Source organism: Paraburkholderia sp. UCT70 (genome assembly GCF_050434085.1).
In the GTDB taxonomy this organism is placed as follows: Bacteria; Pseudomonadota; Gammaproteobacteria; order Burkholderiales; family Burkholderiaceae; genus Paraburkholderia; species Paraburkholderia tuberum.
On the sequence record NZ_JBNPVZ010000003.1, the window covers coordinates 1,569,826 to 1,594,448 of the forward strand.

General features: G+C 60.8%; 23 protein-coding genes and 2 pseudogenes. 10 read left to right on the forward strand and 15 right to left on the reverse strand.

Annotation, left to right across the window (positions count from 1 at the left end):
• Positions 1–8: 8 nt before the first annotated feature.
• The 9 genes from OKW41_RS25195 to OKW41_RS25235 form a co-directional block, all read right to left on the reverse strand.
• Positions 9–410 (reverse strand): hypothetical protein, encoded by a 402-nt coding sequence (locus OKW41_RS25195; RefSeq protein ID WP_429574289.1) that lies wholly within the window; start codon positions 408–410, stop codon positions 9–11.
• Between the two features lie 125 nt (positions 411–535).
• Positions 536–916 (reverse strand): M35 family metallo-endopeptidase, encoded by a 381-nt coding sequence (locus tag OKW41_RS25200; RefSeq protein ID WP_429574290.1) that lies wholly within the window; start codon positions 914–916, stop codon positions 536–538.
• A gap of 29 nt (positions 917–945) precedes the next feature.
• Complete coding sequence (locus tag OKW41_RS25205; RefSeq protein ID WP_429574291.1) at positions 946–1,254, reverse strand: hypothetical protein; 309 nt, start codon at positions 1,252–1,254, stop codon at positions 946–948.
• Positions 1,255–1,293: 39 nt separating this feature from the next.
• On the reverse strand, positions 1,294–1,845 hold the full coding sequence (locus tag OKW41_RS25210) for a hypothetical protein (protein WP_429574292.1): 552 nt from the start codon (positions 1,843–1,845) through the stop codon (positions 1,294–1,296).
• Complete coding sequence (locus OKW41_RS25215; RefSeq protein WP_429574293.1) at positions 1,820–4,969, reverse strand: autotransporter outer membrane beta-barrel domain-containing protein; 3,150 nt, start codon at positions 4,967–4,969, stop codon at positions 1,820–1,822. The genes OKW41_RS25210 and OKW41_RS25215 overlap by 26 nt, the downstream gene beginning before the upstream one ends.
• Positions 4,970–5,290: 321 nt before the next feature.
• Complete coding sequence (locus OKW41_RS25220; RefSeq protein ID WP_429574294.1) at positions 5,291–5,707, reverse strand: hypothetical protein; 417 nt, start codon at positions 5,705–5,707, stop codon at positions 5,291–5,293.
• A gap of 271 nt (positions 5,708–5,978) precedes the next feature.
• A complete protein-coding gene (locus tag OKW41_RS25225) occupies positions 5,979–6,143 on the reverse strand; it encodes a hypothetical protein (protein WP_429574295.1) in 165 nt (54 codons plus the stop codon).
• A 55-nt stretch (positions 6,144–6,198) separates the two neighbouring features.
• The gene (locus OKW41_RS25230) at positions 6,199–6,654 is read right to left on the reverse strand and encodes a hypothetical protein (protein WP_429574296.1); all 456 of its coding nucleotides are present in this window, start codon (positions 6,652–6,654) and stop codon (positions 6,199–6,201) included.
• Positions 6,655–7,137: 483 nt separating this feature from the next.
• Complete coding sequence (locus OKW41_RS25235; RefSeq protein WP_429574297.1) at positions 7,138–7,629, reverse strand: hypothetical protein; 492 nt, start codon at positions 7,627–7,629, stop codon at positions 7,138–7,140.
• Between OKW41_RS25235 and OKW41_RS25240 the strand changes: the two genes are divergently transcribed.
• The 5 genes from OKW41_RS25240 (at position 7,628) to OKW41_RS25260 (ending at position 12,599) form a co-directional block, all read left to right on the forward strand.
• Positions 7,628–7,834, forward strand: a complete 207-nt coding sequence (locus OKW41_RS25240) for a hypothetical protein (RefSeq protein WP_184055610.1) — start codon at positions 7,628–7,630, stop codon at positions 7,832–7,834. The two genes, OKW41_RS25235 and OKW41_RS25240, sit on opposite strands and share 2 nt — an antisense overlap.
• Positions 7,835–8,046: 212 nt before the next feature.
• Entirely contained in the window at positions 8,047–9,942 is a 1,896-nt protein-coding gene (locus OKW41_RS25245) for an FAD-binding monooxygenase (protein WP_429574298.1), read from the forward strand.
• Positions 9,943–9,969: 27 nt separating this feature from the next.
• Entirely contained in the window at positions 9,970–10,410 is a 441-nt protein-coding gene (locus tag OKW41_RS25250; protein WP_429574299.1) for a MarR family winged helix-turn-helix transcriptional regulator, read from the forward strand.
• A 302-nt stretch (positions 10,411–10,712) separates the two neighbouring features.
• A complete protein-coding gene (locus tag OKW41_RS25255; protein WP_429574300.1) occupies positions 10,713–11,540 on the forward strand; it encodes a MetQ/NlpA family lipoprotein in 828 nt (275 codons plus the stop codon).
• A gap of 93 nt (positions 11,541–11,633) precedes the next feature.
• Positions 11,634–12,599 (forward strand): sulfonate ABC transporter substrate-binding protein, encoded by a 966-nt coding sequence (locus OKW41_RS25260; protein ID WP_429574301.1) that lies wholly within the window; start codon positions 11,634–11,636, stop codon positions 12,597–12,599.
• Between the two features lie 33 nt (positions 12,600–12,632).
• Here OKW41_RS25260 and OKW41_RS25265 read toward each other — a convergent pair whose 3' ends face one another.
• On the reverse strand, positions 12,633–14,033 hold the full coding sequence (locus OKW41_RS25265; protein WP_429574302.1) for an MFS transporter: 1,401 nt from the start codon (positions 14,031–14,033) through the stop codon (positions 12,633–12,635).
• A gap of 287 nt (positions 14,034–14,320) precedes the next feature.
• Between OKW41_RS25265 and OKW41_RS25270 the strand changes: the two are divergent.
• The 5 genes and pseudogenes from OKW41_RS25270 (at position 14,321) to OKW41_RS25290 (ending at position 18,772) form a co-directional block, all read left to right on the forward strand.
• Positions 14,321–14,864 (forward strand): annotated as a pseudogene (locus OKW41_RS25270) (DUF488 family protein).
• Positions 14,865–14,909: 45 nt separating this feature from the next.
• Positions 14,910–15,536: a uracil-DNA glycosylase family protein gene (locus OKW41_RS25275; RefSeq protein WP_429574303.1), complete on the forward strand. Its 627-nt coding sequence runs from the start codon at positions 14,910–14,912 to the stop codon at positions 15,534–15,536.
• 292 nt (positions 15,537–15,828) lie between these two features.
• Positions 15,829–16,938: a sugar ABC transporter substrate-binding protein gene (locus OKW41_RS25280; RefSeq protein ID WP_429574304.1), complete on the forward strand. Its 1,110-nt coding sequence runs from the start codon at positions 15,829–15,831 to the stop codon at positions 16,936–16,938.
• Positions 16,938–17,942, forward strand: a complete 1,005-nt coding sequence (locus tag OKW41_RS25285; protein ID WP_187618565.1) for an ABC transporter permease — start codon at positions 16,938–16,940, stop codon at positions 17,940–17,942. Before OKW41_RS25280 ends, OKW41_RS25285 begins: the two co-directional genes overlap by 1 nt.
• Positions 17,942–18,772 carry an ATP-binding cassette domain-containing protein gene (locus tag OKW41_RS25290; RefSeq protein ID WP_018422193.1) on the forward strand — a complete coding sequence of 277 codons (831 nt, stop codon included), beginning with the start codon at positions 17,942–17,944 and terminating at the stop codon, positions 18,770–18,772. Before OKW41_RS25285 ends, OKW41_RS25290 begins: the two co-directional genes overlap by 1 nt.
• A gap of 34 nt (positions 18,773–18,806) precedes the next feature.
• Here OKW41_RS25290 and OKW41_RS25295 read toward each other — a convergent pair.
• The 5 genes and pseudogenes from OKW41_RS25295 to OKW41_RS25315 form a co-directional block, all read right to left on the reverse strand.
• Positions 18,807–19,118, reverse strand: a pseudogene (locus OKW41_RS25295) (TonB-dependent siderophore receptor); the annotation flags it as partial.
• Positions 19,082–19,393: a hypothetical protein gene (locus OKW41_RS25300; RefSeq protein WP_429574399.1), complete on the reverse strand. Its 312-nt coding sequence runs from the start codon at positions 19,391–19,393 to the stop codon at positions 19,082–19,084. The gene OKW41_RS25300 and the pseudogene OKW41_RS25295, both read right to left, overlap by 37 nt.
• 65 nt (positions 19,394–19,458) lie before the next feature.
• Positions 19,459–20,607: a hypothetical protein gene (locus tag OKW41_RS25305; protein ID WP_429574305.1), complete on the reverse strand. Its 1,149-nt coding sequence runs from the start codon at positions 20,605–20,607 to the stop codon at positions 19,459–19,461.
• An 82-nt stretch (positions 20,608–20,689) separates the two neighbouring features.
• Complete coding sequence (locus OKW41_RS25310) at positions 20,690–21,928, reverse strand: lipopolysaccharide biosynthesis protein (RefSeq protein ID WP_429447370.1); 1,239 nt, start codon at positions 21,926–21,928, stop codon at positions 20,690–20,692.
• A gap of 68 nt (positions 21,929–21,996) precedes the next feature.
• Complete coding sequence (locus OKW41_RS25315; RefSeq protein ID WP_429574306.1) at positions 21,997–24,258, reverse strand: polysaccharide biosynthesis tyrosine autokinase; 2,262 nt, start codon at positions 24,256–24,258, stop codon at positions 21,997–21,999.
• Between the last annotated feature and the right edge of the window lie 365 nt (positions 24,259–24,623).

The window sequence follows — 24,623 nt, forward strand, 5'->3', positions numbered from 1 at the left end:
TCGTGTGCTTACGGGTTGGTAGGCGTGCTAGGTGGCCAAAGCCTTGGATCGTCGCACATCCATTCGCAGCTACCCTTGCAAATCGGACTTAATTCGATTTCTATTTGATTAACACGAGTGCTACCATCGGGAAGTTTTTGCGCAAACACGTCGGTCAGAGTTTTAGGCTCTACATATATGTCTGCACTCGGGATTCCAAGTTTCCTCAAATATCCTTTCACTACGTCGCCACGGCGATCCTGCAAGATATCCAGATCACGCTCACCGATATATGCGCCAGCGATTACAATTGCCTGAATCCTCACATCTGGCCATTTCTGCGCCTCTTTCACAGCCTTTTCAATTGACAGCCGGTTATCCTTCGAGAGCGCGATGGTGTTGAACGGCAATTGCAGTTCAACATGCTCCAAGAAGCGACATCCAGTGCTGGATGGCCTATGCTTCGCCACGGCCTCAATTGATTGCTCTGCGAAAGCTGGTCCGCAAAGACCAGCGCATAAGCTAAGCACAGCGACAGGTGTGCGGTACCGAAAACTCATTTCCTTTCCTCTACGTCTTTATCGAAAGTTGCTATATATCCGGTTATGCTATCTGCGTTTCTAATCGCCTCTTCTCGATGATTCTCCGCCCATATTCGCGCCCCGGATTCCGTATCGAGATAGATCTCGTCGCGCGAATTAAACGTATCCGTGAAGTGCGTACATTCGTGGATTATTGTTTTTATTTTGCATGGTTTCCACAATTGACCAAATGGACTGCTGCAAAACGCGGAATAGATAGCAATAACCCGTTTTTCCGAATCTGGCTTGCAGACTGCGGCGTGATTCCTACCCGAATCCGGCTTGGGTGCACACGACAGCATCCTATTCGTTTCACTGTCAAATCGTACGATCTTTTCTGGCACTAACTGCTGCATGGCCGCGAGCAATCGCGGCAGCCCATCGCTCAGTACCTTTTTGTAGCGTCGTCTGCGCGGGCAAAGAAAGTTGTCACGCGCTCCTGCTCCTTCTTGTCCCAACGCGCCAGACCCTCGATGCGTCGCTTGACCAACTCCATACCGATATCGCGGGCACGCATGGCCTCCTTTCGGAATTCCTTGTTGCTCATGTTTGGACAGATAGGCGTCGTATTGATTACGACATTGGATATTGACCCAGGAGTTGTATTGGTAATGGCTGTGCCGATCTCGGTCCATTCTTCATTCTCATCTGTCTTGAGGTATTGGCTATTTTTGTTCAGAAATTCATTTGTCATCTGTTCTCCCGTGATAAAAGACTTACCTGCTGTCCACAGCTATGGCCCGGGAACTTCGATAGAAACCTGTTTTGCGTTATCTGTCGAAACACGCTGGGTACGCCCCTGAGAATCGGTAACACCTTTCGCGATGACCCTCGAACCGACGCGTATCCGGTAACGCACCCCCGTCTGTCGCTTGCCGGTGGAGTCTCTTAGCTCGAACTGCTCATTGAACCGCTTGGGGGCACGCTCGCGACAATCGCACGCCCATGCGTAACCGAGGGCTTCAGCCATGTCGTAACCGTTTGAATACGACTTCAGCCTATCGAACGGAAACCATTCGCCGGTTTCGGCGTTGAGCGCCATTGCGGATTGCATTCGCGGGAAGTTTGAGTAGATTGAATAGGTGATACGGCAAAGCTGGCACTCTTCCTTGCCCCCGGTCCCTTCCTGTACCTGTTGTTCCATTAGACCTCTTCTGATTTTCCAGAAAGCACTCAATGCACTAACCATTAGCGTACTTTCCTGCCACAGCCGCTGCCGGACCTGCTCCAGCATCGCAATACGACAGCTCACCTGACGATCACCAGCTATATCGGTAGCCCGCATTGCCACTTACACCTTGAGCAGTCTGTCCGCCGAGACTATGGTTGTAGTCAATGGCGGCATAGAATTCGCCCCGCTTGCCGAATGCCGCGGTGACCCCCAAACCAAACTCCATCCAGGTGCGGGCGAAGTTCACGTTGAACGGAGTCTCGCCTACAGTGGTTTGTCCCGGAGCGAGAAAATCATGCAGCACGTTGGCGGTGAGATACGGTCTCGCCTTACTCGTGCCGCTCTCGTCCACCATGTCTTCCGTGATGATCCGAAACCCGAGCCGGCCGCGCAGCGCGTTCGTCACTGTTGAGGAAATGGCGGAGACGTTATCGCTGAACGCACCGAGATGCATGTATTGATACATCAGTTGCGCCTGCGGTTCGAATGCCACCGGCAGGCTGGCGATCTGGAACGGCCTGCCGACTTCCTCAGAGACCGAGAGCGAAAAGCCGTTTTGGCCAGGCGCATTGCCGCCGTTGTCGTTGTACCGGTTGTGAAAGTGAGCAACCTGTACAACGCTGTCGGAATAGGCCCCATTCGTCAGATAGCGGGTGAAGTAACCACCGAGCGCCTGAACCTGCGTCTCTGCGGAGCCCGTCGCTGTATCCAGATCCGCCCTGCTGCGCGACTCGTCAGAGAAGTTCATCGATGCGTTGCCGAAGGTGGCCGTGATACCTGCATGCATGCTGCCGTCTGTTGAGGGGGCGCTCAGTGTCCAGTCCTTGCCGAACTGCGCGAATACACTTCGTGTATCAGCCGAAAAGCGGCTCAGTGCGTCCGTGTCTGCACTCCATGCATGCACACGTCCCCACACGCCGTTGGCATTCGCACCAGACGGCCGCACCGCGTCCGGTACGTCGCCAACCCGCTGGTCGAGGCGGCCAAGCATCGCGAAGCCGTAATTCGCGTCAAGCTGCGGTGTCATGACGTACCCCACCGTTCCCGGACGGTATGCCACGGGTGCACCGGAGGACGACGGCCCCTCCATAACCGGTGCAGCCGGGCCTGATTCCTCATCCTGCGACCGCGGCGGGCTTTCAAGCGTCGAACGGAGGTACCAGTCGCCGCTGGATGCATCTGCGCCCACGCCGCCCTTGTACAGGGTGTACTGGTAGGCCCCCGCCTGGACCTGCCCGACCTGGCTGAACTGGCTATTCGATGCGCCGTCAACCTGGACGAGCTTGATGCCGTCACCCGTGGTCTGCGCGCCCAAGCCGCCCGTGTTGGTCACCTGCACGCCGGTACTACCGGAAGTCGAACCCGAGACATGCAACAGGTCCGTGAGTGACGACGAATCGCCCAGCTCCGTATTCATCGCCAGCAGGCCACCATTACCGACGTAGTCGCCCGTCACATTCAAGGTTGTTCCAGCCGTCTCGCCAAACCGGATCGTGCCGCCATTCGCCAGTCCGGCAACCGTCTGGCCATAGCTGTTCAGGTCCAGTACCGCGCCGGCACTGACTTTAAAGCCCGATGCGGGACTGAAAACGTCCGCCGCCCCCGCCCGCAAGATGCCTGCGCTGACGTTGGTTGCGCCCAGGTAGCTGCCAGTGCCCGTGAGGGTCAGGGTGCCGCTGCCTGCCTTGGTCAGCGAACCCGGGCCGCTCATGGGGGCATCGAACTGCGCGTCAAAGCCGTTCGTGTCGAACGTGCCGCCACCGGTAGCCAGTACCGCACTGCCGGCATTGATCTGCGCGGGCGACAGGAACCGGACGGTCCCGGCGTCCAGGGCGAGGGAAGTCAGGTTCGACGGGCCGGTCGCGTTCCACACCGATCCGTTCTGGAGGGTGGCACTGAGCGTCGAGGTCGGATCGGCATTCGTGGTACCGGTCAGGGTTGAGGCATCTGCGACCACATTCAGGACACCGCGATCCACAGCTTCCAGGGCGTTCGTTCCAGCCGTCACGGTCGAGCCGGTCAGCGTGGCATCCAGCGTCACATTGCTCACGAGCAACCCATCACGCTGCGTCGAAGTCAGCGTGCTATTGGTGATGTTCGCGATGGCCGGGGCGGTTGTGTCGAAATAGGTCGCATCGAGCGCATCCGAACCTGCGCCGCTTGCCGACAGTGTGCCGTTCGAGAACGCCAGGCTGGCGCCGCCGGCGAGATAGGCGGCCGGGGCATTCAAGCCACTTGTACCGACTTCCAGTCCGTTCGACGTAATGGTCGGGGCATTCGTGCCGGGATCGCCGGACGTTGCGGGCATACCCGCTACCAGCATGCCCGCAGCCTGATCCCCCGCTGTTCTGATGGAGCCGCCCTGGATGCTGGTCTGTGCGCCGAAGATCGATTCGGCACCGAAACTACCTGCGCCTGTCGTGCTGACGGTGACATCGGTCGCGTTCAGCGTCGCATTGTCCGATGCAAGCAGACCAGCCGAACTGTCGCCCAGCGTCGTCACCGAACTGTTCGATATCAGCGTCGTATTGGAGGTTGAGCCGTCTCCAATGACGCCCCGCGAACCAATCTGCACACCAGAAGAACTGTCACCGATCGTGCTAATCGACACATCATCCAGGGTCATCAGGCCGCCCGCCTGATTGAAGGCGCCCGCGCTTGCCGCTCCCGAGGTCACAATCACGGTGCCACTTGCCGACAGGTTGGCACCCGATCCGATGTTGTAAAGCCCATAGGCATCCTGTCCGCTCGTCGTCACGCTTCCGCCCTGAACCGTCACGGTGCTGTCGCCATTGGCCTGAATGCCGGAAGCCCAGTCACCCTGTGTCTGGACCGAGGTGTTGTCAAGCGACAGGACTGCATTGCTTCCGAAAGCCATGGCGCCGTTCGCCTGGGAACCGGTCGTCGTGATAAAACTGTTAGTCAGCGAAACGTTCCCACCATTCAATGCATAGACGCCATTTGCAGAATTGCCGCTCGTCAGCACCGTGACCTGTGATCCGTTCACGACGCTGCCGCTCATCGCAAGCAATGCATGCTGCGAGGCACCTGTTGTCGCGTAGGTCCCGGAAGCAGTTTGTGTTGAACCATTCTGAACCCAGAGCGACTGCGCACTGGCAAGCGGGGAAATCAGCAGCGCCACAGCGATCGCAGCGCCGCGCCGGGGAAAAGGCGCTCTCGCCAGATGCATCGCATGCCTAATCGACTGGCGCACTGCGGGGTAGTCTTTATTGCTCATTTTCTTGTTTGTCTCAATTCATGATCTGGAAAATGGAATCCAGAATCAGGCCAAACTGCGACCTTTTTTGGTTGTCCCGGAAGGAGAAAATCACCGCGCGAGGGAGCGGCGCGGAATGGTCGTGCCGCCCTGACCGGATTGTTCACTTTTTGCGTGGCCGCGCGATCAGACAATTCCTGAAATGGCCCTCCTGAACCTGGCCCCTGGCTATGCGAAATGCAGAGGTAAATCACTGCCGGACTATTTATAGGATTCCTGTTTTTTTGGGATAGAAAAAAGACCGTTTGGGCGAACAGTATTCAGAGGTTGAACAGGGAGTAACTACGAGGCGACTCTGCTCACAAAGGCCGCATCTGCGCTCGCAGCAGCAGCTTTCCCGTTCACGCCTTGCGCAGCGTCAGCGAGAAGCGCTGCCGCGTCCGCAGGTGTCAGTTGGCGGTTAGGAAGCCCCTTGGCGTCGAGTGCAAGCACCGTGAACAGTTCCTGATCGCAGCGGTTGGTCGCGTGGTAGTTCTCGCCGATCTGGATCATCAGCTCCAGCAGGTTGCGGTGTTCGTGTCTTTCCTCGACAGTCACAGCAGGACTCCTGAACATCGAAGTCGCAAGTGTAATCAGATGGCGGAGTTGCTGCCCCTGCCGGTCGCAAAGATGGAAGGCGGCAAGCGCGAGGCGTTCATACTGGAGAGCGTCTACAGGGGGACGGGAGGGAGACTGCTGCTTTCTGGTGGGTTTGGTCATGCGCGGTCCTGGTTATCGTGAAGGATCGCCCGGACACATAGGGAGGTGGTGAGCGGGCACGATGACAAGGTTGGCAGACCGGCGTGAAAGCCAAAACCGGCAGACCCGAGGGTCTCCTTGCCACGGCCCGCCCATTGACAATGGACGTGCAGAAGCAAACGCAAACCTGCCGAAGCAGGTATGCGGGCTTTCACCTTTCCAGACTGCCAAGCCTGAGCCGTCATTGTTTCGACGGCATTCCGATTATAAGCGGATGCTGGAGAATTCGCGATTATTGGGATTGTGCGCTGTCGCGAAGGCTCGAGGGGACTTTCACCGTCCCCGTATGACCTTCAATGCCGCTCACGGTGTTGTCGTTTCCTTCGATGTGAATGACGGTGCAGGCCGTCAGCATCGGGACCGCGAGAACGATCAGGGTCATTGCAACACGTCGCATGATGGAGTTCTCCTGCGCGACAGGTAGGCGTGTACCGTCCGCGCTGTGGTCCTTATCAACTGTACTCACACATGATCAGCAGCCCGTCGCTGCCATTGCCAGCCTTGTACGAACCTGTCAGGGCGGTTCCACCCCCGCCGCCCGCTCCCCGACCCGAAGCGTCATGAACCGGGGTCGCCCCGGACGGACCATAGGCGCCGCCCATCCCGCCAATGCCATACATCGACTTTCCGCCCGGCGTGTAGTTCGATATCGTCGTGCTGACGACCGGGAGGGAACCTTCGCCGCGCGCGTTCAGGTCTCCGTTGACGCCGGTCCCACCGGGCGCACCCAGGAGGCCGGCGTTTGTCGCCGAACCGGTGCCACCCGCACCACCGGTCGCGTAGGCAACGGGTGATAGTGGGTCGCCCAGATAGGTATTCGCGCCTTGGCTACCCGAGGTACCCGAGGCCGGTACGATGCCGCCCGCGCCGATAATAATTGGAAGCTCGTCGGGCAGACTGGCAGCCAAGCGGCGCGCGGCCACCGATAGCCGCCCGCGCCGCCCCCTGTCGCCGTATCCGCGTTGGACGTCCGGCTCGCGATACCGCCTGATCCGCCATCGGCCTGAATCGCGGTCTCCACAACGGCCGGACCGTGATCCGACTTGCGCCACGGCGGATTCGCAATCGATTGCGTACCCGTCCCCGCGTCGGTCATCGATATGACGGCGCCGCCCTGAACAGTGCCGATCTGGAATGTGCTCTGATCGGCGGACACCTGAACCACGAAATAGATCGTGCCCTGCGCAATGCTGCCCGGTAACGAGTCCGTACTGGTGAACGTCACCGGTGATCCGGTGAGAGGCGAATGGAGCGAGCATGTGATGACTGGCGAGCCAGCCGAAAACGTGACGCTTTGCGCCACGACGGAATAGACGGTGACCGCGAGCAGCGTCGAGCCGCGCTGCGGAGCCGGAATGTCCGGCCTGTTGAGTATCGCGGCAACACCGGTCTCAGCGTTCCAGTCGGCATTGACCTGCGCCGCAGGACGCAGGAATAAGCGGTTGGTCCGTCAGGTCGTGATGGCTGCCAGTGGTGGCAACCGTTGCAAGACTGCCGGTAATCGTACTGACCGTTTTTGCGAACGACTCAACGAGGACATCCGCAAGCTGGTTGACGCGGGCAAAGTCCGGCGTACCGCCGAGCGCCACAATTGCGTTGCGCAGTTCCTCGGTGATCGAATGGAACCACCATTCACCGGGCACGGTTCCGGTGATGCCCGCAACCGGTTTGCCATTCGCCGGAAAGCCGCCCGGATTGTCCGCAGGCACGGCGGCCGGGTCCGTGGCCGCGTTGGACTGCCAGTAACGGTCCATGTCAGTCTCGCCTATCCGGCGAAGCTGTCGCTTCACTTCGCCGCCGACGAATGGGTACTGTCGACGTGGCGCCAGAAGACGGCTGGACTGAATCTTGCGGCTCCTCAATGATTGGAGGAAAACAATCATGACCAGACTACTCTTTGCAATCATCGTGGCAGTCGGCCTGGCGGGCTGCGTCGTCGCCCCGCCGCCGCCCAGCTATGGCTACGGTTATGAGCCAGCGCCCGCCTATGGCTATGCCCCCGGGTATTACGTCGCGCCGTCCGTGAGCCTCGGCATCGGCATTGGCGGCTACTGGGGCGGCCATGGGGGTCATTGGCACGGCCATTGAATCAGACGTTCTCGAAGGAAACGACGGCATGCGGTTGCGCCGCATCCAGGGCCATGACGCGGTGTCGATCCCGCATCGACCGTCGTTCCCGACAATCCACCAGCTCTTCCGAACCAGGGTAAACATCCATCCTCCCACGAAGTACTTCAAAATGGTTGGTGTACGGAGTATATTCGCGTTCAACAGATATCTAACGAACGGAGGAGGACGTCATGCAATTTCATCTCAACGGTTTCCGGGCCGGCGATCCGACGATCGAGCCAGTCATCGGCAATACGCATGCTGCGCAGATGCCCGAGACGGTCGACGTGCTGATCGTCGGCAGCGGCCCTGCCGGCCTCGTACTGGCGGCGCAACTGTCGCAATTCCCGTCGATCAGCACGCGCGTCGTCGAGCGTCGCGACGGACCGTTGCAGATGGGACAGGCCGATGGCGTGGCGTGCCGTACCGTCGAGATGTTCAATGCGTTCGGCCTCAGTGACCGCCTTCTGCAAGAAGCCTATTGGGTCAATGAAACAGTATTCTGGCGACCCGATGCAAATGACCGCGGCGCGATCAGTCGTACCGGCCGAGTTCAGGATACCGAAACAGGCCTTTCGGAATTTCCGCACGTCATCGTCAATCAGGCCCGCATCCAGGAATATCTGCTCGACGTGATGCGCCGCTCCGCGCGACGGATCGAACCGGACTACGGCCTCGAAGTGGTCGACGTTCAGCGCGACGATACGCACGAATACCCGGTGCTGGTCACGCTGCGCCATACCGATCCCGCGCGGCTCGACGAGACGATGTCCGTGCGTGCGCGCTATGTCGTCGGTTGCGACGGCGCTCGCAGCCGCGTACGCACCGCCATCGGACAAACGCTGCGCGGTGACGCGGCCAACCATGCGTGGGGCGTGATGGATGCGCTGGCGGTCAGCGACTTTCCGGACATCCGGCTGAAAGCGGCGATTCAGTCCGCGAGTAGGGGCAACCTGCTGATCATTCCGCGTGAAGGCGGATATCTGGTCCGCTTCTACGTCGACCTCGGCGATGTCACCCCGGAGAACCGCGACAGCATCAAGCAGATCACGGTCGATCGCATCATCGAGACGGCGCAGCGCATCCTCCATCCCTATACGCTCGACGTAAAAGAAGTGGCGTGGTTCTCGGTCTATGAGGTCGGGCAGCGCCTCACCGACCGCTTCGACGATGCCATCGCCGCCGACGGCACTTCGCGCGAGCCTCGCGTGTTCATCGCGGGCGACGCCTGCCACACGCATAGCGCCAAAGCGGGTCAGGGCATGAACGTGTCGATGCAGGACGGCTTCAATCTCGGCTGGAAGCTCGGCGCGGTGCTGGAGGGCCGCAGCGACGCCGCTCTGTTGCGCACGTATTCGGACGAGCGCCAACCTATTGCGCAGGAGCTGATCGATTTCGACAAGGAATGGTCGGCGATGATGGCCGCGCCGCCGCAGGATCCGAACCGGCCCGAGGCGGGCAGCGTCGATCCCGCGGAGCTTCAGGCGTACTTCGTCCGCGCTGGCCGCTACACGGCTGGCGTCGCAACGCGTTACCGGCCGGCCACCCTGACCGGTGAAGCGACGCATCAGGCGCTCGCCAAAGGCTTTGCGATCGGTACGCGCTTTCACTCGTCGCCTGTCGTTCGCCTCGCTGATGCAAAACCGTTCCATCTAGGGCATGCCGCGCAAGCGGACGGCCGCTGGCGCCTGTACGCTTTCGCGGACGCGTCGCGTCGTGCGCTGGATGCGCTGTGCGAGCATCTCGACAAGTCGCCCGATTCCGTTTTGAGGCTCTGCACGCCGAAGGACGCCGACGTGGACAGCGTTCTCGATCTGCGCGCGGTGCTGCAACAGCCGCATCGCGAAGTCCGCCTCGGAGACGTCCCCGCCCTCCTGCTGCCGCGCAAGGGTCGCCACGGCCTCATCGACTACGAAAAGGCATTTACGAGCGACGCGACGACTGATATCTTCGACGAGCGCGGCATCGATCGCGAACAAGGTGCACTCGTCGTGGTACGTCCCGATCAATACGTGGCCCATGTTCTCCCATTGAATGCGTATGCGGAGTTGAACGCCTTCTTTCGGCCCATCTTTCGCGTGCGTTAAACCACAACGAAACCCAAACCTCCAAAATTGCCGATCAAACCCGAAGACGCTGGCGCGCTCCCCAAATTTACTGGCAGCCTGGTGCGCCGTGCCCAACAGCGCCATGCAGCGGTCTGGCTGAGCGAGGTTTCCGCAGAGATCACGAGCGTGCAGTACGCGGCGCTCGAGGTCTTGCACGAGACGCCTGGCGTCAGTCAGCGGCAACTCGGAGACAAACTCGACGTGGATCGTTCAACGATTGCCGATCTCGTTGCACGCATGGTGCGCAATGGCCAGATCGAGCGCGCCGACGATCCTGTCGACAAGCGCAGTTATGTGCTGTTTCTCACCACTGCCGGTAAGAAGCAGCTCTCGGCCTTGCGTCCGCGCGTCGAGCAGGTCGAGCGCATTCTCACTGAAAGGCTGACGGCAAGCGAATTGGCGCAGTTGCGCCGGCTGCTTTCGGCACTGTTGCCGCCGCCTGGTTAGAACCGGGTGCCTTTCCAGAACAAATGACGGACGACGCACGCGAGCCCGCACATTTGTTCCGGCACGCAACCTGAAACGAAAACCGCGCCAGCGAACATTCGCACGATCCGGCGTCCGCCAACCCCACTGCGGCTCGCTTCATGCCAGCGCGGCGATCGCGCTTGGCTTATTCCCAGCAGCGCCATGCACGTCGTACCGCCGCTTACGCTCAAGCGCGATAACGATAGCGCTCGATATTATTTGTGCACTAACGAGCGCCTCTCTACGATCTCCGGACCTACACTTCGATCTATTTTCAAAACATGGCTACGACAAAAGCGCTCAAGGCCGCACTCCTCCCGGTTCTCGTTACATGCGGCATCGTCAGCGCGCAACCGGCGCTCGCGGCGGGACAAACGGTGCGAGTCGGCATCATGTCCGGCGAGGACGAAGACGTGTGGCGTGCGGTCGCGGCCAATGCCGCCAAGCAGGGCGTCACCGTCAAGATCACGACCTTCTCCGACTATACGCAGCCGAACGAAGCGCTCGCGGAACACGACCTCGATGCGAATTCGTTCCAGCACAAGCCGTATCTCGACGCGCAGATCGCGGCGCGCCACTATCGGATCGTGCCGGTCGGCTATACCTACGTGCAGCCGATCGGTCTCTACTCGCGCAAGGTGAAATCGGTCGCGGTGCTGCCGCAGGACGCGGCGATCGGCGTGCCGAACGATCCGAGCAATGAAGGCCGCGCGCTGCTTCTGCTGCAGTCGAATGGACTGATCAAGCTGCGCCCCGACGTCGGCCTGCTGCCGACCGCGCGCGACATCGCGGAGAATCCGAAGCACATCCAGATCAAGGAACTCGACGCCGGCATCGTCGGCCGCGCGATTGGCGACCTCGACGCTGCCGTCGTCAATACCGACTGGGCGATCAAAGCGGGCATCAAGATTCCGCAGGAACGCATCGCGCAGGAGAAAGTGCCGGGCAACCCGTACCGCAACTTCATCGCGGTCAACGCGAAAGACGCGAACGCTGTGTGGGTGAAGACGATCGTCGACAGCTACCAGCAGACCAACGTCGCCGCGGCGATCCTGACCGTTTATCACGGCGCCACGCTGCCGGCATGGGATGGCGCGCCCCAGCACTAACCTGACGCACGAACAACGCACGTCTCAAGCCGCGGCGCTTCGGCCGTCGCGCATCCTGCCTTCTTCATTGCCCTCCTGATCGTATCGTCCGTCATGTCCATTAACAGAACGCTCCACGACCGCCGCACCTTCCTGACACTTTCGCTCGGCGCCGCAGCGGCCGCGGCAGCACCGCTTTCGTTCGCGCAAGGCAACGCGCGCACGCTGCGCGTCGGCAATCAGAAGGGTTACCTGAATCTGCTGAAGGGCCGCGGCACGCTCGAAAAACGGCTCGCGCCGCTGAACGTATCGGTTACATGGACCGAGTTCGCGGCGGGCCCCGTGCAACTGGAAGCACTGAACGTCGGCTCGATCGATTTCGGCGACGTCGGCGAAGCACCGCCGATCTTCGCTCAGGCCGCCGGCGCACCGTTGGCCTATGTGGCGGCGACCGTCAAGCGGCCGCAGTCGGAAGCGGTGCTGGTGCCGCCGCAATCGACGATCCGCTCGGTCGCGGACCTGAAGGGCAAACGGATCGCGCTCAACAAAGGCAGCAACGTCCACTACTTTCTCGTCAAACTACTGCGTCAGCATGGCCTGCAATACGCCGACGTAAAGCTCGTGTTCCTCGCGCCCGCCGATGCACGCGCCGCGTTCGAGCGGGCGTCGATCGACGCGTGGGTCATCTGGGATCCTTTCTTCGCCGCGGCGGAGCAATCGCTCGGCGCTCGCGTGATTGCCGATGCAAGCGGCGTAGTCGGCAATCGGGCGTTCTACTTCTCGTCGCAGAGTTATGCGGCGAACAATCCCGACGTGATCCGGATCCTGATCGAAGAACTCGACAAGGTCGATCAGTGGGGCAAGCAGAACAAGGATCAGCTCGCCAGCGAACTCGCGCAGCTATGGGGTCTGCCGAAGCAGGTCGTGGACGTGGCGGTGCAGCGTCAGCAGTTCGGCACGCAGCCGATTACCCGCGCGATTCTCGGCGAGCAGCAACAGATCGCCGATACGTTCCTCGATCTCGGCCTGATTCCGAAGCACGTCGACGTGCTGAAGGCGGCGCCTTCGAATCTCGCGTAGGCGTATGGGCTGCGGAACGACGCCGCACCCGCGTCAACGCTCGGAGACCGGCCGCGTTGGCGTAGCCTGTTGTTCCTGCGGGGCGTCGCTGTGCTCGGTCATACGCCGCACCGAACTCACGCCGGCCGCGATCAACGCGAGCGCCGCGGCAATGCCGGCAATCAACGTGAGGTGCCGGCCATGCACGAGTCCGAACACGATGGACACCGCCACCGCGCCGCTCGACTGGCCGAGCAGACGACCCATCGATTGCAAGCCGGCCGCGCCGCCGCTGCGATGCCGCGGCGCACTGCCGATGATCACGCGGTTGTTCGGCGACTGAAAGATACCGAAGCCGAGGCCGCAGACCGCGAGCCGCCACACGATGTCGAAACGCGTCGCCGTCTCGCCGAGCTGGCAGAGCATCGCGAGTCCGCACCCGAACACGACGAGCCCGACGCTGCTGATGCGTCCCGGCGCCCACCGATCGGACAGCCGGCCCGCGACCGGTGCGATCAACGCGGTCACGAGCGGCCACGGCGTCATCAGAATGCCGGTCTGTGTTTCCGACAGCTTCAGCGTCTGCTCGAAGTAGAACGGCAGCACGATGTACGCCATCGTCTGCGCCGCGAACGAGCAGATCGACGTCGCCATCGACAATGAAAACACCGGCATGCGCAGCAGGTCGATGGGCAGCATCGGTGTCGCGAGCCGGCTTTCGCGTCGCACGAACAGCACGCCGGCCACCAAGGCGATCGCGACCATCATGGCGCCGCGCTGCGTCGCGCCCGCCTGGTTGAATGCCGCGAGACCGGAGATCAGCAGGCCGAATGTGAGCGCGTTGAGCAGGACGCTCAGGCCGCTCAGGCGAGCCCCCGAGGTCGGCGTCGCGGGCAAGGTGCGCGCGCCGATCGACAGCGCCAGCACGCCGAGCGGCACGTTGACGAGGAACAGCCACTGCCAGTGCGCGACCGACAGAATCGCCGACGCGATACTCGGCCCCGCCGCCGACGAAACGGCCACCACCAGCGACGAATAACCGACGCCGACGCCAAGCCGTGCCTTCGGGAAAACGAAGCGCACCAGCGCGATATTCACGCTCATGATGCCGGCCGCGCCGAAGCCCTGAAACACGCGAGCGACCGCAAGCACCAGCAGCGTGTGCGCATTCGCGCAGGCGAACGACGCCAGTGTGAAAAGTGCGAGTCCGTAGCAGTAGACCCGTTTGTAGCCGAGGCTGTCCCCGAGCACCGCGAGCGGCAGCACGGACACCGTGATCGCCAGCTGATACGCGTTGACGACCCAGATCGCGCTCGCGGGCGATACCGCGAGGTCGTTGCTGATGGTGGGCAGCGCGACGTTGACGATCGAGGTGTCGAGCACCGACATCGTCATCGCGATGGCGATCGCGATGTACGCAAACGCACGTTGGGGATTGGGCAGGCCGTCGGTCATGGTGCAAGCGGGTTGAAAGAAAATGCGCGGGCGACTACGTGCCGCGCGGGCGCCGTCGCGGGTGCATTGTTGCAACTCCGACTCGCGGGAGCAAGGTTGCACTCGATACCGGAATGATGGCTACCCGGCTTGTCTCCCCGGGGTCTTGCGATTCGCGAGCGCGTGCATACGCGCGCTCGTCAGGCATGACACGTGCAACAACTGAATCGGGACACAGTGGACGTTACCGCGCCACACGTTTTAAATCTGTAGGGATCGTCGCCGCTATCAGCGCCGGCGAAGCACGCATGAAAACGAAACGCCCTTTTTTCACGATCGGCCACTCGACGCGTCCGTTGCAGGAATTCGTCGACTTACTGAACGGCGAGCAGATCGCCTTGCTCGTCGACGTGCGCAGCATCCCGCGCTCGCGGACCAACCCGCAGTTCAATCGCGACACGCTGCCCGCCTCGCTCGCACCGGAACATATCGACTACGTGCATCTCGCCGCGCTCGGCGGACGCCGCAGCAGGCGCAAGGATGACGCGCCGTCGCCGAATGCGTACTGGACGCATCCGGCCTTTCGCAACTATGCCGACTATGCAATGAGCGACGCGTTCCGCGAGGGACTGGCGCAACTTCTGACGCTCGGTCATCGGCAGCGCTGCGCGATCATGTGCTCGGAAGCGGTCTGGTGGCGCTGCCACCGGCGTATCATTACGGACGCTGATGCACGATGAAACCGTGCTGCACATCATGGACGCGCATCACACGAACGCCGCCACGATGACACCGGGCGCCGAGCCCCAGGCCGACGGCACGCTGATCTATCCGGCTCAGGCGCAGAACTGAGCCGACTCACGACACGACTGCGCACCGGTCACCTCGCACCGCTTTATGGCTGTTACCACCAAACGTCCGTCGAAACTCGACACGTCGCTCGACACGCTGCTTCACGACATCCGCGCCTGCACGCTGTGCGCACCCATGCTGCCGCACGCGCCCCGCCCGGTGCTCGCGGCGTCCACGCGGGCGCGTATTCTGATCATCGGGCAAGCGCCAGGCGCGCGCGTGCATGCGTCGGGAGTGCCGTGGAGCGACGCGAGCGGCGCGCGTCTGCGGACATGGCTCGGCGTCGACGACACGACCTTCTACGACGCTTCCAGATTCGCCATCGTGCCCGTCGGCTTCTGTTTTCCGGGCCGCGGCGCGAGCGGCGACCTGCCGCCTCGGCCCGAGTGCGCCGGCCGTTGGCACCGCGAATTGCTCGCGCAAATGCGTTCGGTGAAATTGACACTGCTGATCGGACAATACGCGCAGCGCTTTGGCCTCGGCGACAAGTTTGGCCCGACCTCGACCGATACGCTCGTCAGGTGGGCCGAGTTTGGACCGCATGTGATGCCGCTGCCGCATCCGTCGCCGCGCAATATCGCGTGGTTCAAGCGCAATGCCTGGTTCGAGGGCGCGGTGCTGCCGACGTTGCGCGAGCACGTGGCGACCGTGTTGGCGGGCGGCGAGCTTTGAGCGCCGCGCACCCATCCGCGCGATCAACCGCTCGTGGTAAACACGCATCCTGACCCGGCGTCCCAATCTTCGGAACGGTTACGGGTATACATGGATTAGGCGGTGCAACCGCACTGCACTAACATTTTTGCGGTACCGCACGGCGCGTATCGAGCGCCTCCGAATCGGGGTTGCACGTGGCCACGCCAAACTCTCGCGCTGCCCAGCGCACTCCCGGTGCCGTCCAGCATCTGCGCACAATCGACGCAACGTCGACCACATCGATCAACGAAGACAAGAACCGGAGGATGAGATGGCACAGCAACGGGATGACGATCAGGAACACAACGGTAACGGGTTCAGCACGGCGCGGCGGGGGCTGATGCAGGGCGCGGGACTCGGCGCGGCGCTTTCGCTGATGGGCGCGCTAGGCGGCGCGGGCGGACTGATCGGCACCGCGCAGGCAGCGCAGACGGCTTTTCCGTCGCACAAGAAGTGGAGGATCGTGTTCGTCAATCACGTCACCACCAACCCGTTCTTCGTGCCCACGCAGTACGGCATTCAGGATGCCTGCTCACTGCTCAACATGGATTATCAGTGGACCGGCTCGGCCACTTCGGACGCGGGCGAAATGGTCCGCGCCGTGAACTCGGCGATTGCCGCGAAGGCCGACGCCATCGCGGTGCCGATCGTCGATCCGAGCGCTTTCGACAAGCCCATCCTGGCCGCGCTCGATGCCGGAATTCCGGTGTTCGCGTACAACGCCGACGCGCCGCGCGGCAAGAAGAATCCGCGCCTCGCGTATATCGGCCAGGACCTGTATCTGTCGGGCTACCAGATGGGCGAGCGCATCGTCAGTCTGATCGACAGCGGCATGGTCGGGCTGTTCATCGCCACGCCGGGGCAGCTCAACATCCAGCCGCGTCTGGACGGTGCGAGCGACGCCATCAAGAAGTCCGGCAAGAAGATCGACATCCAGACCGTGGCCACGGGCGCGACCGTCAACGAGGAGCTTTCGAAGATCAAGGCGTTCTACCTGGGCCACCAGGACCTGAAAGGCATGTTCGCGGTGGATGCGGGCAGCACGCAGGGCGTCGCGCAGGTGATGAAGGAATCGAACCTGCCGTCCAAAGGCGTGCACGGCGGCGGCTTCGACCTGCTGCCAACCACGATCCAGCTGATCCACGAAGGTTTCCTCGACTTCACCATCGATCAGCAGCCCTACGTCCAGGGTTTCTATACGGTGATGCAGGCGTTCGTGTTCCTCAGCTCCGGCGGCCTCGTCGGCCCGGCCGAAATCAACACCGGCCTGAAATTCGTGACGAAGGATAACGTCGAGCCGTACCTGACTACCTCGACGCGCTTTGAAGGCAAGACCGACAAGGAGCAAATCGTTCCGAGATCCGGCCCAATCAAGTCCTGATGAATACAGTGAACGAAACCAGCAAAGCGGTCCGCGCGCCCCGGCGCGCGGGTGTTTCATTCGCGTCTCAATGGGCGGCCGAGCTGCGCATCCTGCTCGTGGCCGTGCTGCTGGCCGCCTACTTCGAATTCGCGAACCACGATTTCCTGCTCACCAACGCGAGCCTCGTCAACCTGTCGCAGTTCATCGCGCCGGTGGCGATCATCGCGTTCGGCGAAATCATGTTGATGATCGGCGGCGACATCGATCTGTCGGCGGGCATGGTGTTCGCGTTCGCGCCATTCATGATGGTGTTCGCGAATGACGCGGGCGCGCCGATGTGGCTCGCCGTGATCGCGGGGCTCGTGGCCGCGGGAATCGTCGGCTTCGTGAACGGGGCGGTGTCGGTTTGGCTGCGGCTGCCCTCGTTCGTTACGACGCTCGGCACGCTCTTTCTGATCAACGGTATCACGCTCACGATCTCGCGCGGCACGCCCGCCGCCACGCCGGGATCGCCCACCTTCGCCGCGTTCATGGGCGCGTGGGGCTACAGCGAAATCATCTGGACACTGGTGATCGCGGCCGCGATGCACGTGCTGTTGCGACATACACGCTGGGGCCTGCATACGCAGGCCGCGGGTGCGAATCCGCTCGGCGCGAGCGAGGCCGGCATACATGTGAAGCGACTGCGCCTCGGCAACTTCGTCCTCGCCGCGGTGCTGGCGGGCTTCACCGGCATGCTCGAAGCCTTTCGCATTACCTCGATCGACCCGCAGGCGGGCGGCAACCAGATCATGTTCCTTGCCGTGGCCGCCGCCGTGATCGGCGGCACGCCGCTCACGGGCGGCTCGGGCACCATCGTGGGCGGCCTCATCGGCGCAGCGGTGCTCGGTATTCTGAACGATGGCTTTACCCTGATCGGTATCAACGCGTTTACGTTCAACATCATTCTTGGCGCCGCGATTCTGGCGGCGATGATCTTTAACATCCACGTCGGGCGCATTCGCCGCAAGGGTGGACGATGATGGACCAATCGCAAACCTCCTCCGCGGGCGCCAATGCCACGGCCGCTGCGCGCAGCGCGCCGAACGCCCCGCTCGCGCTGCGCGGCGACAGCCTCGTCAAACGCTTCGGCGCGGTGACGGCGCTCGATGGCGTCTCGCTCACGCTCGGCAAGGGCGAGATCCTCGGCATACTCGGTGACAACGGCGCGGGCAAGTCCACGCTCGTGAAGATCCTCACGGGCTTTCATCAGCAAACGAGCGGCACGCTCCACATCGACGGCGAGGAGACGCTGTTGCGCTCGGTCGATCATGCGCGTTCGCTCGGCATCGAATGCGTGTATCAGGATCTCGCGCTCGCGAATTCGCTGAGTATTTATCACAACATGTTCCTGAACCGCGAAATCGTGCGGCGCGGGCCGTTCAGGCTGCTCGACCACAAACGGATGCGCGAGCGCGCGGCGCAATGCCTCGACGATATCGGCGTGCACGTGCCTTCGGTGGATTTGCCCGTGGAGCGTCTTTCGGGCGGCCAGCGCCAGGCGATCGCCGTGGCGCGCGCCGTGCATTCGAACGCGAAGATCCTGTTGCTCGACGAACCGCTCGCCGCGATGGGCGCGCGCGAGGCGGGACTCATCATCGACCTTCTGATGCGCTTGAAGGAAAAAGGCGGCCTCTCGATCATCATGATCATGCACAACTATGCGCAGACGCTCGATATCGCGGATCGCATCATGTTGATGCAGCGAGGCCGCGTGACCTACGAGCAACAGAGCGCGCTGACTTCGGTGGCGGAGCTGATGGACATCGTGCAGCGGGAATACCGGGCCATGCGCGCCGGCGGCGCACAGTGAGCCCGCCACGGCCCGCGACACCGCGCAACTCAAATCAGAAATCGATCTTCGCGTTCACGCTGACCATGCGCGGATCGCCCGGCGCGATGTAGTCCGAGTACTGGATCCAGTAGCGGCGATTCGTGATGTTGTCGATCGCCGCGCGCAGCGTCACGTCGTGCCCACCGATGCGCGTCAGACAGTTCGCCCCGATGTTTACGATCATGTAGCCGCCCGTCTCCAGGTCGCCTGCCGGACGCACCCTCGTGCTGCCCGTGAACTTCGCGTCCGCGCCGACCTGCAGGCCCGGCAAGGCAGGCACGTCGTAGGTCACGGCGGCGACGAACTGTGGAGCTCCGGCCACACGGCCCCACGCGCAGGAGGGTTTCTGTCTGACAACATCTTGCTCTGAGAGAGCGGGTCTGATGTGTTGACGACATTGCGCGGTATCGCCCGTTTGGCGTGTGCGAAACCCAACGCGTCGGCCTGATGACATAAAACAGCCGACATCAGCAGGTTCGACGCCGAGCGCGGGCCCCAAAGCGCCTTTTTGCCGCGCGCCTCGAGCTCCGCGCCGATCTCATTCGATTTGTCGACGTGATTTTCAATGACGCGCTTGCTTCGACCCGTCACGAAGATCATTTCCGTGATGCTGGCGACAATCGCTTCATCGACGGCCTACTGAATCAGCGGACCGTCATTGCGATTCAGGAGGCGCTGCGATGTTTCGACAATGTGGACTGGTGATGGGCGCCGTCGTTCACTCGCGACGCACTCTGCGCCGATACCGTTATGTGTTCATCGTACGAGAGCCGCAGGACGAGAAACATGATCATCGGCGACACCGGCGAAAGATGCCGCAGAAATGACCCGTAGTCCGGCTCGAAAATAGCTTGCGTTGACAGGAAACTGACCAGAAAACAAAAACAAAGTGTCTCGAATCGGCCCACCGGAAATAGCGCCGCCGCGGAGCGATAACGCACAAACACAATCGCAAAAGTGAAAAACACGCCAATGCCGCCCACCATTTGCAGCGGAGAACCCGACGTAATCAACCGCACCGGCAAAACGAAGGTCGCCAGCGTGATGGCGACGTTCGCCACGCCAATGAACATACCACTGCCTGGAATGAACTGTACGATCATCGACCCCACTTCCTCCGGGTCCCGCCACTCATTGGCGTTCTGCCTTGCGAAATCCAGTGATTCGCCATAGGCCTTCTGGAACACGAAGGCGACCATCACAAACATGGCCAGTGCGAAAAAGATCAATGAAACCGGCCTTTTGAAGCCGTTTGGCGCCAAATAAAGAAACACGGTTGCGGCCAGTGTGATACCCCAGTACGATCTGAAGTACATGGCTACCAGCGCTGCCAGGACGACAAACAAAGCCAATATCGCACGCGACGAGTCGTAAAACAGCAACAAAAGAACCAGAACCGAAATGATGAGTTCTTTCGATGGAACGCCGATGTAGACGGTCTGATTGGCGAGCCAGAAGGCAACCAGAAAGAACTCGGCCGGTTTTAGCGAAGTGACACCGGAACGCCAGATGGCGAAGAACATGCCGATTGTCGAGGCGAGAAATCCTATCAAAGAAATGGAGAAACCCTGGAGACCGAAAAAGTTGAATAGCCACGCGAGATTGTCAAATGAGTCGCCAAACGCCTTGAAAGCCGTGACGGTCTTCATCCGGTCGAAGATCACCAGTTCATCGAACAGAAAACGCGCCGGCAACGTGCTGTCGTGAAACGCGGAGATCGCATAAAGTGCGATGAACAGAATGAACCAGACCACGGCCGACACGCCTGGACTCGCATTCCTGCCGATGATGCCGGGGAGTTTTACAATGCGCATACTCTTTCCCTGAACAAGTGAGCGACTCGCCTCGCGGTGGAGGAGCTAAACTTGCAGCGTCGCTGATTTTTGAGCGCAGAGATCACGGCGCTTCATAACTAGGTTGGCGATTCAAATAAGCGTCCGGCTCCTTGCCGATCTTGAGCGCCTGGTAAGTCCCCACACTTGCCACGATCGTTCCACAGACGCTGAGCAGAAGAAGCGAGTGGATGAACCCGACGCCGAGGAATTGAGCCGTCGCAAAGATCAGGAAGATCGATACGGCATTGACTGCCTGAATCATCAAGTCGATCTTCAGCCGGTTCGCGACAATGAATACCTGAGCCATCGAGCCATAGATCGCCATCGTGATGAAATAGGGAATAAAGATCAGGTACACAGACATCGACGGTTCCCATTCGTCGCCCATCTTCATGTGGATAATGAGGCTAAGGCCTGCATAGCACGCTGCCACCAGAGAAATGCTGATAAACGTCAGCATAATAAAAAACTGTTTCGAGGGATTCACTCTGTCTTTTCTGTGGCCGTCGAAATAATCGATCAGATCGCGGCGGAAGACAGCGCCCAAACTTTGCGACAAGAGGGACGCAGGGAAGTACCCCACACGATACGCCAGCGCAAAGATGCCGGCTTCACGATGGTCGAAGATCATCGGCATCAAAATGGCGGACGCATAGATCACGAATGAATTCAGCGTAGTGGTCGGCACACCAAATTTTGCATACTGGATCTGAAGCGCGGAGAACCTGATGAAGGCCAACGGGATCATCCGGCGCGCCGAGTAAAGGCAGATCGCGGCGGGCACAACGGTCGAGGCCAGAAAAATCCAGCTATAGATGTTGAATACGGTGGTGCCTGTGCACTCCCCTTTCGAAAACATCATCATGCAGACGAAGTAGACGGCGAACGCGGCATTAGGGAAGAACCGGATCGTCGCGATTTGCGCGTACTTTCTTTCGGTGGTGAGTGCTCCGCACAACGCCTGTTGCAGGAACACGCCAAGTGCCAGCCCGATAACAGGTAGGTATTCCGTATGCCCGGCCGCTGCCGTGGCCACCACGAGCGTCGCGCCGATCCCTATGGCGACCGCACTGGAACTCGTCATTGCGCGCACGGCTTGGGCCTTGTCCGCCGCCATGCACGCAACCTCCAGACGCAAGCCGATCACCGACCCGATAAAAAGACCACCGGCCATGAGCTGGCTGAAATACCCGAGAGCCGTCGGCCCGCAGAACTTCCCGATCAATAGAATCGAAACGAAATTGAGCGCCTGACTCAGTACGACTCCAGCGATACTGACGATCGAGTGTTTGATATTCACAATTTATCTACGTCGAAGTCCGGGTGAATTTTTCATCGCTCTACACGACGATGGTTATCGTCTGAAGGCTAGCCTTTCTGCGTCTTTCCGCTGGCGGGCAATGCGTCGAGATAGGAAGCACTGCGATAGAGGCCTGCGCGCGCGCCCAGACTATAGCGATAGACATCCGTATCGATCGCGTTGAAGATCACGCCCTTCACGCGGGCATTCGCCTGCTTGAGCTGCTTGGTGGCCTCCACCACCTGCGCAATGGAAGTGGTCTCGAAGCGGGTCACCAGCAGCACGGTGCCGCAGCTATCCGCAAGCGCGGTCGCGTCGGATACGGCGAGCACCGGCGGCGTGTCGATCAGCACGATATCGTATTCGCTCGTCTTCGCGAGGAATTGCTGCATGCGTTCGCTCACCAGAAGCTCGGCCGGGTTCTCCGGTATCGCTCCGCGCGCAACGAAGTCGAGGCCCGGGCGCACGTCACGCATGATCACCGGGTCGGACGTCACCTCCGACGTCAGATAGTCAGCCAGACCGGGGGTCGAGTCGAGACCAAAGTATTGCTCGAGATGACCTTTGCGCAGGTCCGCGTCGATCAGCAACACCCGCTTGCCGGCCGCCGATACGACCGCCGCCAGATTCGCCGAAAGGAACGACTTGCCCACCTGTTCCGTCGGCCCCGTCAGCAGCACGCGATTGTCGCCCGATTCCGATTCCAGCATGGCAAAATGAAGCGCGGTTCTGAGTCGGCGCAGGCTTTCAATCGACGGGTCGCGCGGAAACTCGCTCGCCAGCAGGAACTTCTCGCCAGCGGGCAGCTTCGGCGTCTTGCCGATTCGCGCGACTTTCGCCTGCGACAGCGGCACGCTCGCATAGACGTTCAGGCCCGTTTGCTCCTCGATCTCCTGCGCGTCGGTCACGCCCCGATACAGCGCCGTACGCCCGAACGCCGCACCCACGCCCAGAATCAGGCCGCCCAACGCAGCATAGATAATCACCAGAAGCTTGTTCGGCTTGATCGGCTCTTTCGGCACCACCGGGTTATCGATCAACCGCACCGTTCCAACCTTGCCGGCGCGAACCAGTCTGAGCTGTTGCATGTTGTTCAGCATGCCGACGTAAAGCTCGTTGTTCACGTTCATGTCACGGGTCAGGCGCACCGCATTCTGCTCCAGGTCCGGCAACGCCTGTTCCTGCTGCGACAAGCTGCCGATCTTGCTGCTCAGCATGCCGATCTGCTGATCGATCGCCTGGATCGCGGGGTGACCCGGCGCGTAGATCGCGCCCATCTCCGCGCGCTTCTGCTTCAGTTCGAGCAGGCTGCGCTGCGTGGCTACGCTTTGATCCAGATAGGCCTTGCCCTGCTCACTCAGATTGAACACGCCCATGCGGTTGCGCATGTCGTTATAGCGTCCCTCGGCGCGCTCGAGGTCGCTCTTGAGTTGCGGCAGCTGCTCGCTCAGGAACGCAAGCGACTTCTCGGCTTCCGCCGCCTTGCGCTTCAGATTCTGCTCAACATACGCATTGCCGATTTCGGCGAGCGTGCTGGCCGTCAGCAACCGCTCAGAGCCCATCAGCGACGCGCCGATGATGCCGCTGTCCTTACCCTTCTGCGAGACCGTCAGCCGGTTTTGCAGGCTTTCCACCGTCTTTTCGCGCGACTGTCTCTCCAGAATGAATTGCGTGCCCGGCTTTGCGTTCAGCGAATCGACCTGCAGCGTGATCGCGCCATCGGGCAGTTTCGTGTCGAGCTTTTTGCCCACGCGACCCTCGATCGGCTCGCTGAGATCCGACTGCTCCAGCCGGTAGCGTTCGCCCTCCAGAACCGTCAGAACGAACTTCTCGCCTTCGAATGCTTCCGGGACGTCGAAACTGGACACCTTGATCGCTTCATCGCCCCATGCATATCCGCCAAATCCAAAGATACCTGGCTCGGAAAGACTCCTGGCTTGCCGGCCCAACCAGTCTCCGATCAATGGAAAGCGCCTGGGCTTTGCGCTGACGTCGAGGTGCAGATCGTCGACGGCTTTTCCGACCACCATTCTCGACTGCAGGATTTCCATTTCAGCCGTCGCCTCTGTTTTGACGTCGAACATGCTGGAGACGTCGCCCAGCGGGCTTTTTGAATTGTTGGTCGGAATGCTGTCTTCAACCTGCACGAGAATATCGGCCTGGTACACCGACGGCGCGATAAACGCGTAGGCCACGCCCAGGGCGAGCACACTGCCGGCGATTCCACCGACCAGCCAACGGTTGGCCAATAGAACGTCGAAATAACGCGAAAGACTTACATCGTTATTCCGGAGCACGGCAGCATTCGTAAGCAGAGAGTTCTGATTCATCGAAACCCCAGGGCGGGTGTGCGAAAAGGGTGGAAGCCGGATTTAATGTGCAGGCGATGCGGCATTACCAGATCTCGTTTTTTGTCACGAGATGGCAACATTTTGGGTGCTGGCGCTGCGTGCGTCAGTTCGGTGTGCAACGCAATCTGTCAACAATTCCTCTGCTTTGCGCGCCACCAACTTCAGAATAATCGTCTTACCGTACAAACATAAGACTGCCTAATTCTCTGCTTAACCACTGTTTTCCCGCAGTAGATTCCTCGGTGGAAAATTAGCGCATATTTCACATTAACAATGTATCCCAGACTATCTGAAGACGGTCATCACCTCTGTACGCTAACGCACATCGCTTTCGTGGCCGTGAC

Bases quoted from the DNA above. Each gene is read 5' to 3' on its own strand.
- OKW41_RS25200 (WP_429574290.1), bottom strand. From the start codon at position 916: ATGCAGCAGTTAGTGCCAGAAAAGATCGTACGATTTGACAGTGAAACG.
- OKW41_RS25205 (WP_429574291.1), bottom strand. From the start codon at position 1,254: ATGACAAATGAATTTCTGAACAAAAATAGCCAATACCTCAAGACAGAT.
- OKW41_RS25210 (WP_429574292.1), bottom strand. From the start codon at position 1,845: ATGCGGGCTACCGATATAGCTGGTGATCGTCAGGTGAGCTGTCGTATT.
- OKW41_RS25215 (WP_429574293.1), bottom strand. From the start codon at position 4,969: ATGAGCAATAAAGACTACCCCGCAGTGCGCCAGTCGATTAGGCATGCG.
- OKW41_RS25220 (WP_429574294.1), bottom strand. From the start codon at position 5,707: ATGACCAAACCCACCAGAAAGCAGCAGTCTCCCTCCCGTCCCCCTGTA.
- OKW41_RS25225 (WP_429574295.1), bottom strand. From the start codon at position 6,143: ATGCGACGTGTTGCAATGACCCTGATCGTTCTCGCGGTCCCGATGCTG.
- OKW41_RS25240 (WP_184055610.1), top strand. From the start codon at position 7,628: ATGACCAGACTACTCTTTGCAATCATCGTGGCAGTCGGCCTGGCGGGC.
- OKW41_RS25235 (WP_429574297.1), bottom strand. From the start codon at position 7,629: ATGATTGTTTTCCTCCAATCATTGAGGAGCCGCAAGATTCAGTCCAGC.
- OKW41_RS25245 (WP_429574298.1), top strand. From the start codon at position 8,047: ATGCAATTTCATCTCAACGGTTTCCGGGCCGGCGATCCGACGATCGAG.
- OKW41_RS25255 (WP_429574300.1), top strand. From the start codon at position 10,713: ATGGCTACGACAAAAGCGCTCAAGGCCGCACTCCTCCCGGTTCTCGTT.
- OKW41_RS25260 (WP_429574301.1), top strand. From the start codon at position 11,634: ATGTCCATTAACAGAACGCTCCACGACCGCCGCACCTTCCTGACACTT.
- OKW41_RS25265 (WP_429574302.1), bottom strand. From the start codon at position 14,033: ATGACCGACGGCCTGCCCAATCCCCAACGTGCGTTTGCGTACATCGCG.
- OKW41_RS25275 (WP_429574303.1), top strand. From the start codon at position 14,910: ATGGCTGTTACCACCAAACGTCCGTCGAAACTCGACACGTCGCTCGAC.
- OKW41_RS25280 (WP_429574304.1), top strand. From the start codon at position 15,829: ATGGCACAGCAACGGGATGACGATCAGGAACACAACGGTAACGGGTTC.
- OKW41_RS25285 (WP_187618565.1), top strand. From the start codon at position 16,938: ATGAATACAGTGAACGAAACCAGCAAAGCGGTCCGCGCGCCCCGGCGC.
- OKW41_RS25290 (WP_018422193.1), top strand. From the start codon at position 17,942: ATGGACCAATCGCAAACCTCCTCCGCGGGCGCCAATGCCACGGCCGCT.
- OKW41_RS25300 (WP_429574399.1), bottom strand. From the start codon at position 19,393: ATGATCTTCGTGACGGGTCGAAGCAAGCGCGTCATTGAAAATCACGTC.
- OKW41_RS25305 (WP_429574305.1), bottom strand. From the start codon at position 20,607: ATGCGCATTGTAAAACTCCCCGGCATCATCGGCAGGAATGCGAGTCCA.
- OKW41_RS25315 (WP_429574306.1), bottom strand. From the start codon at position 24,258: ATGAATCAGAACTCTCTGCTTACGAATGCTGCCGTGCTCCGGAATAAC.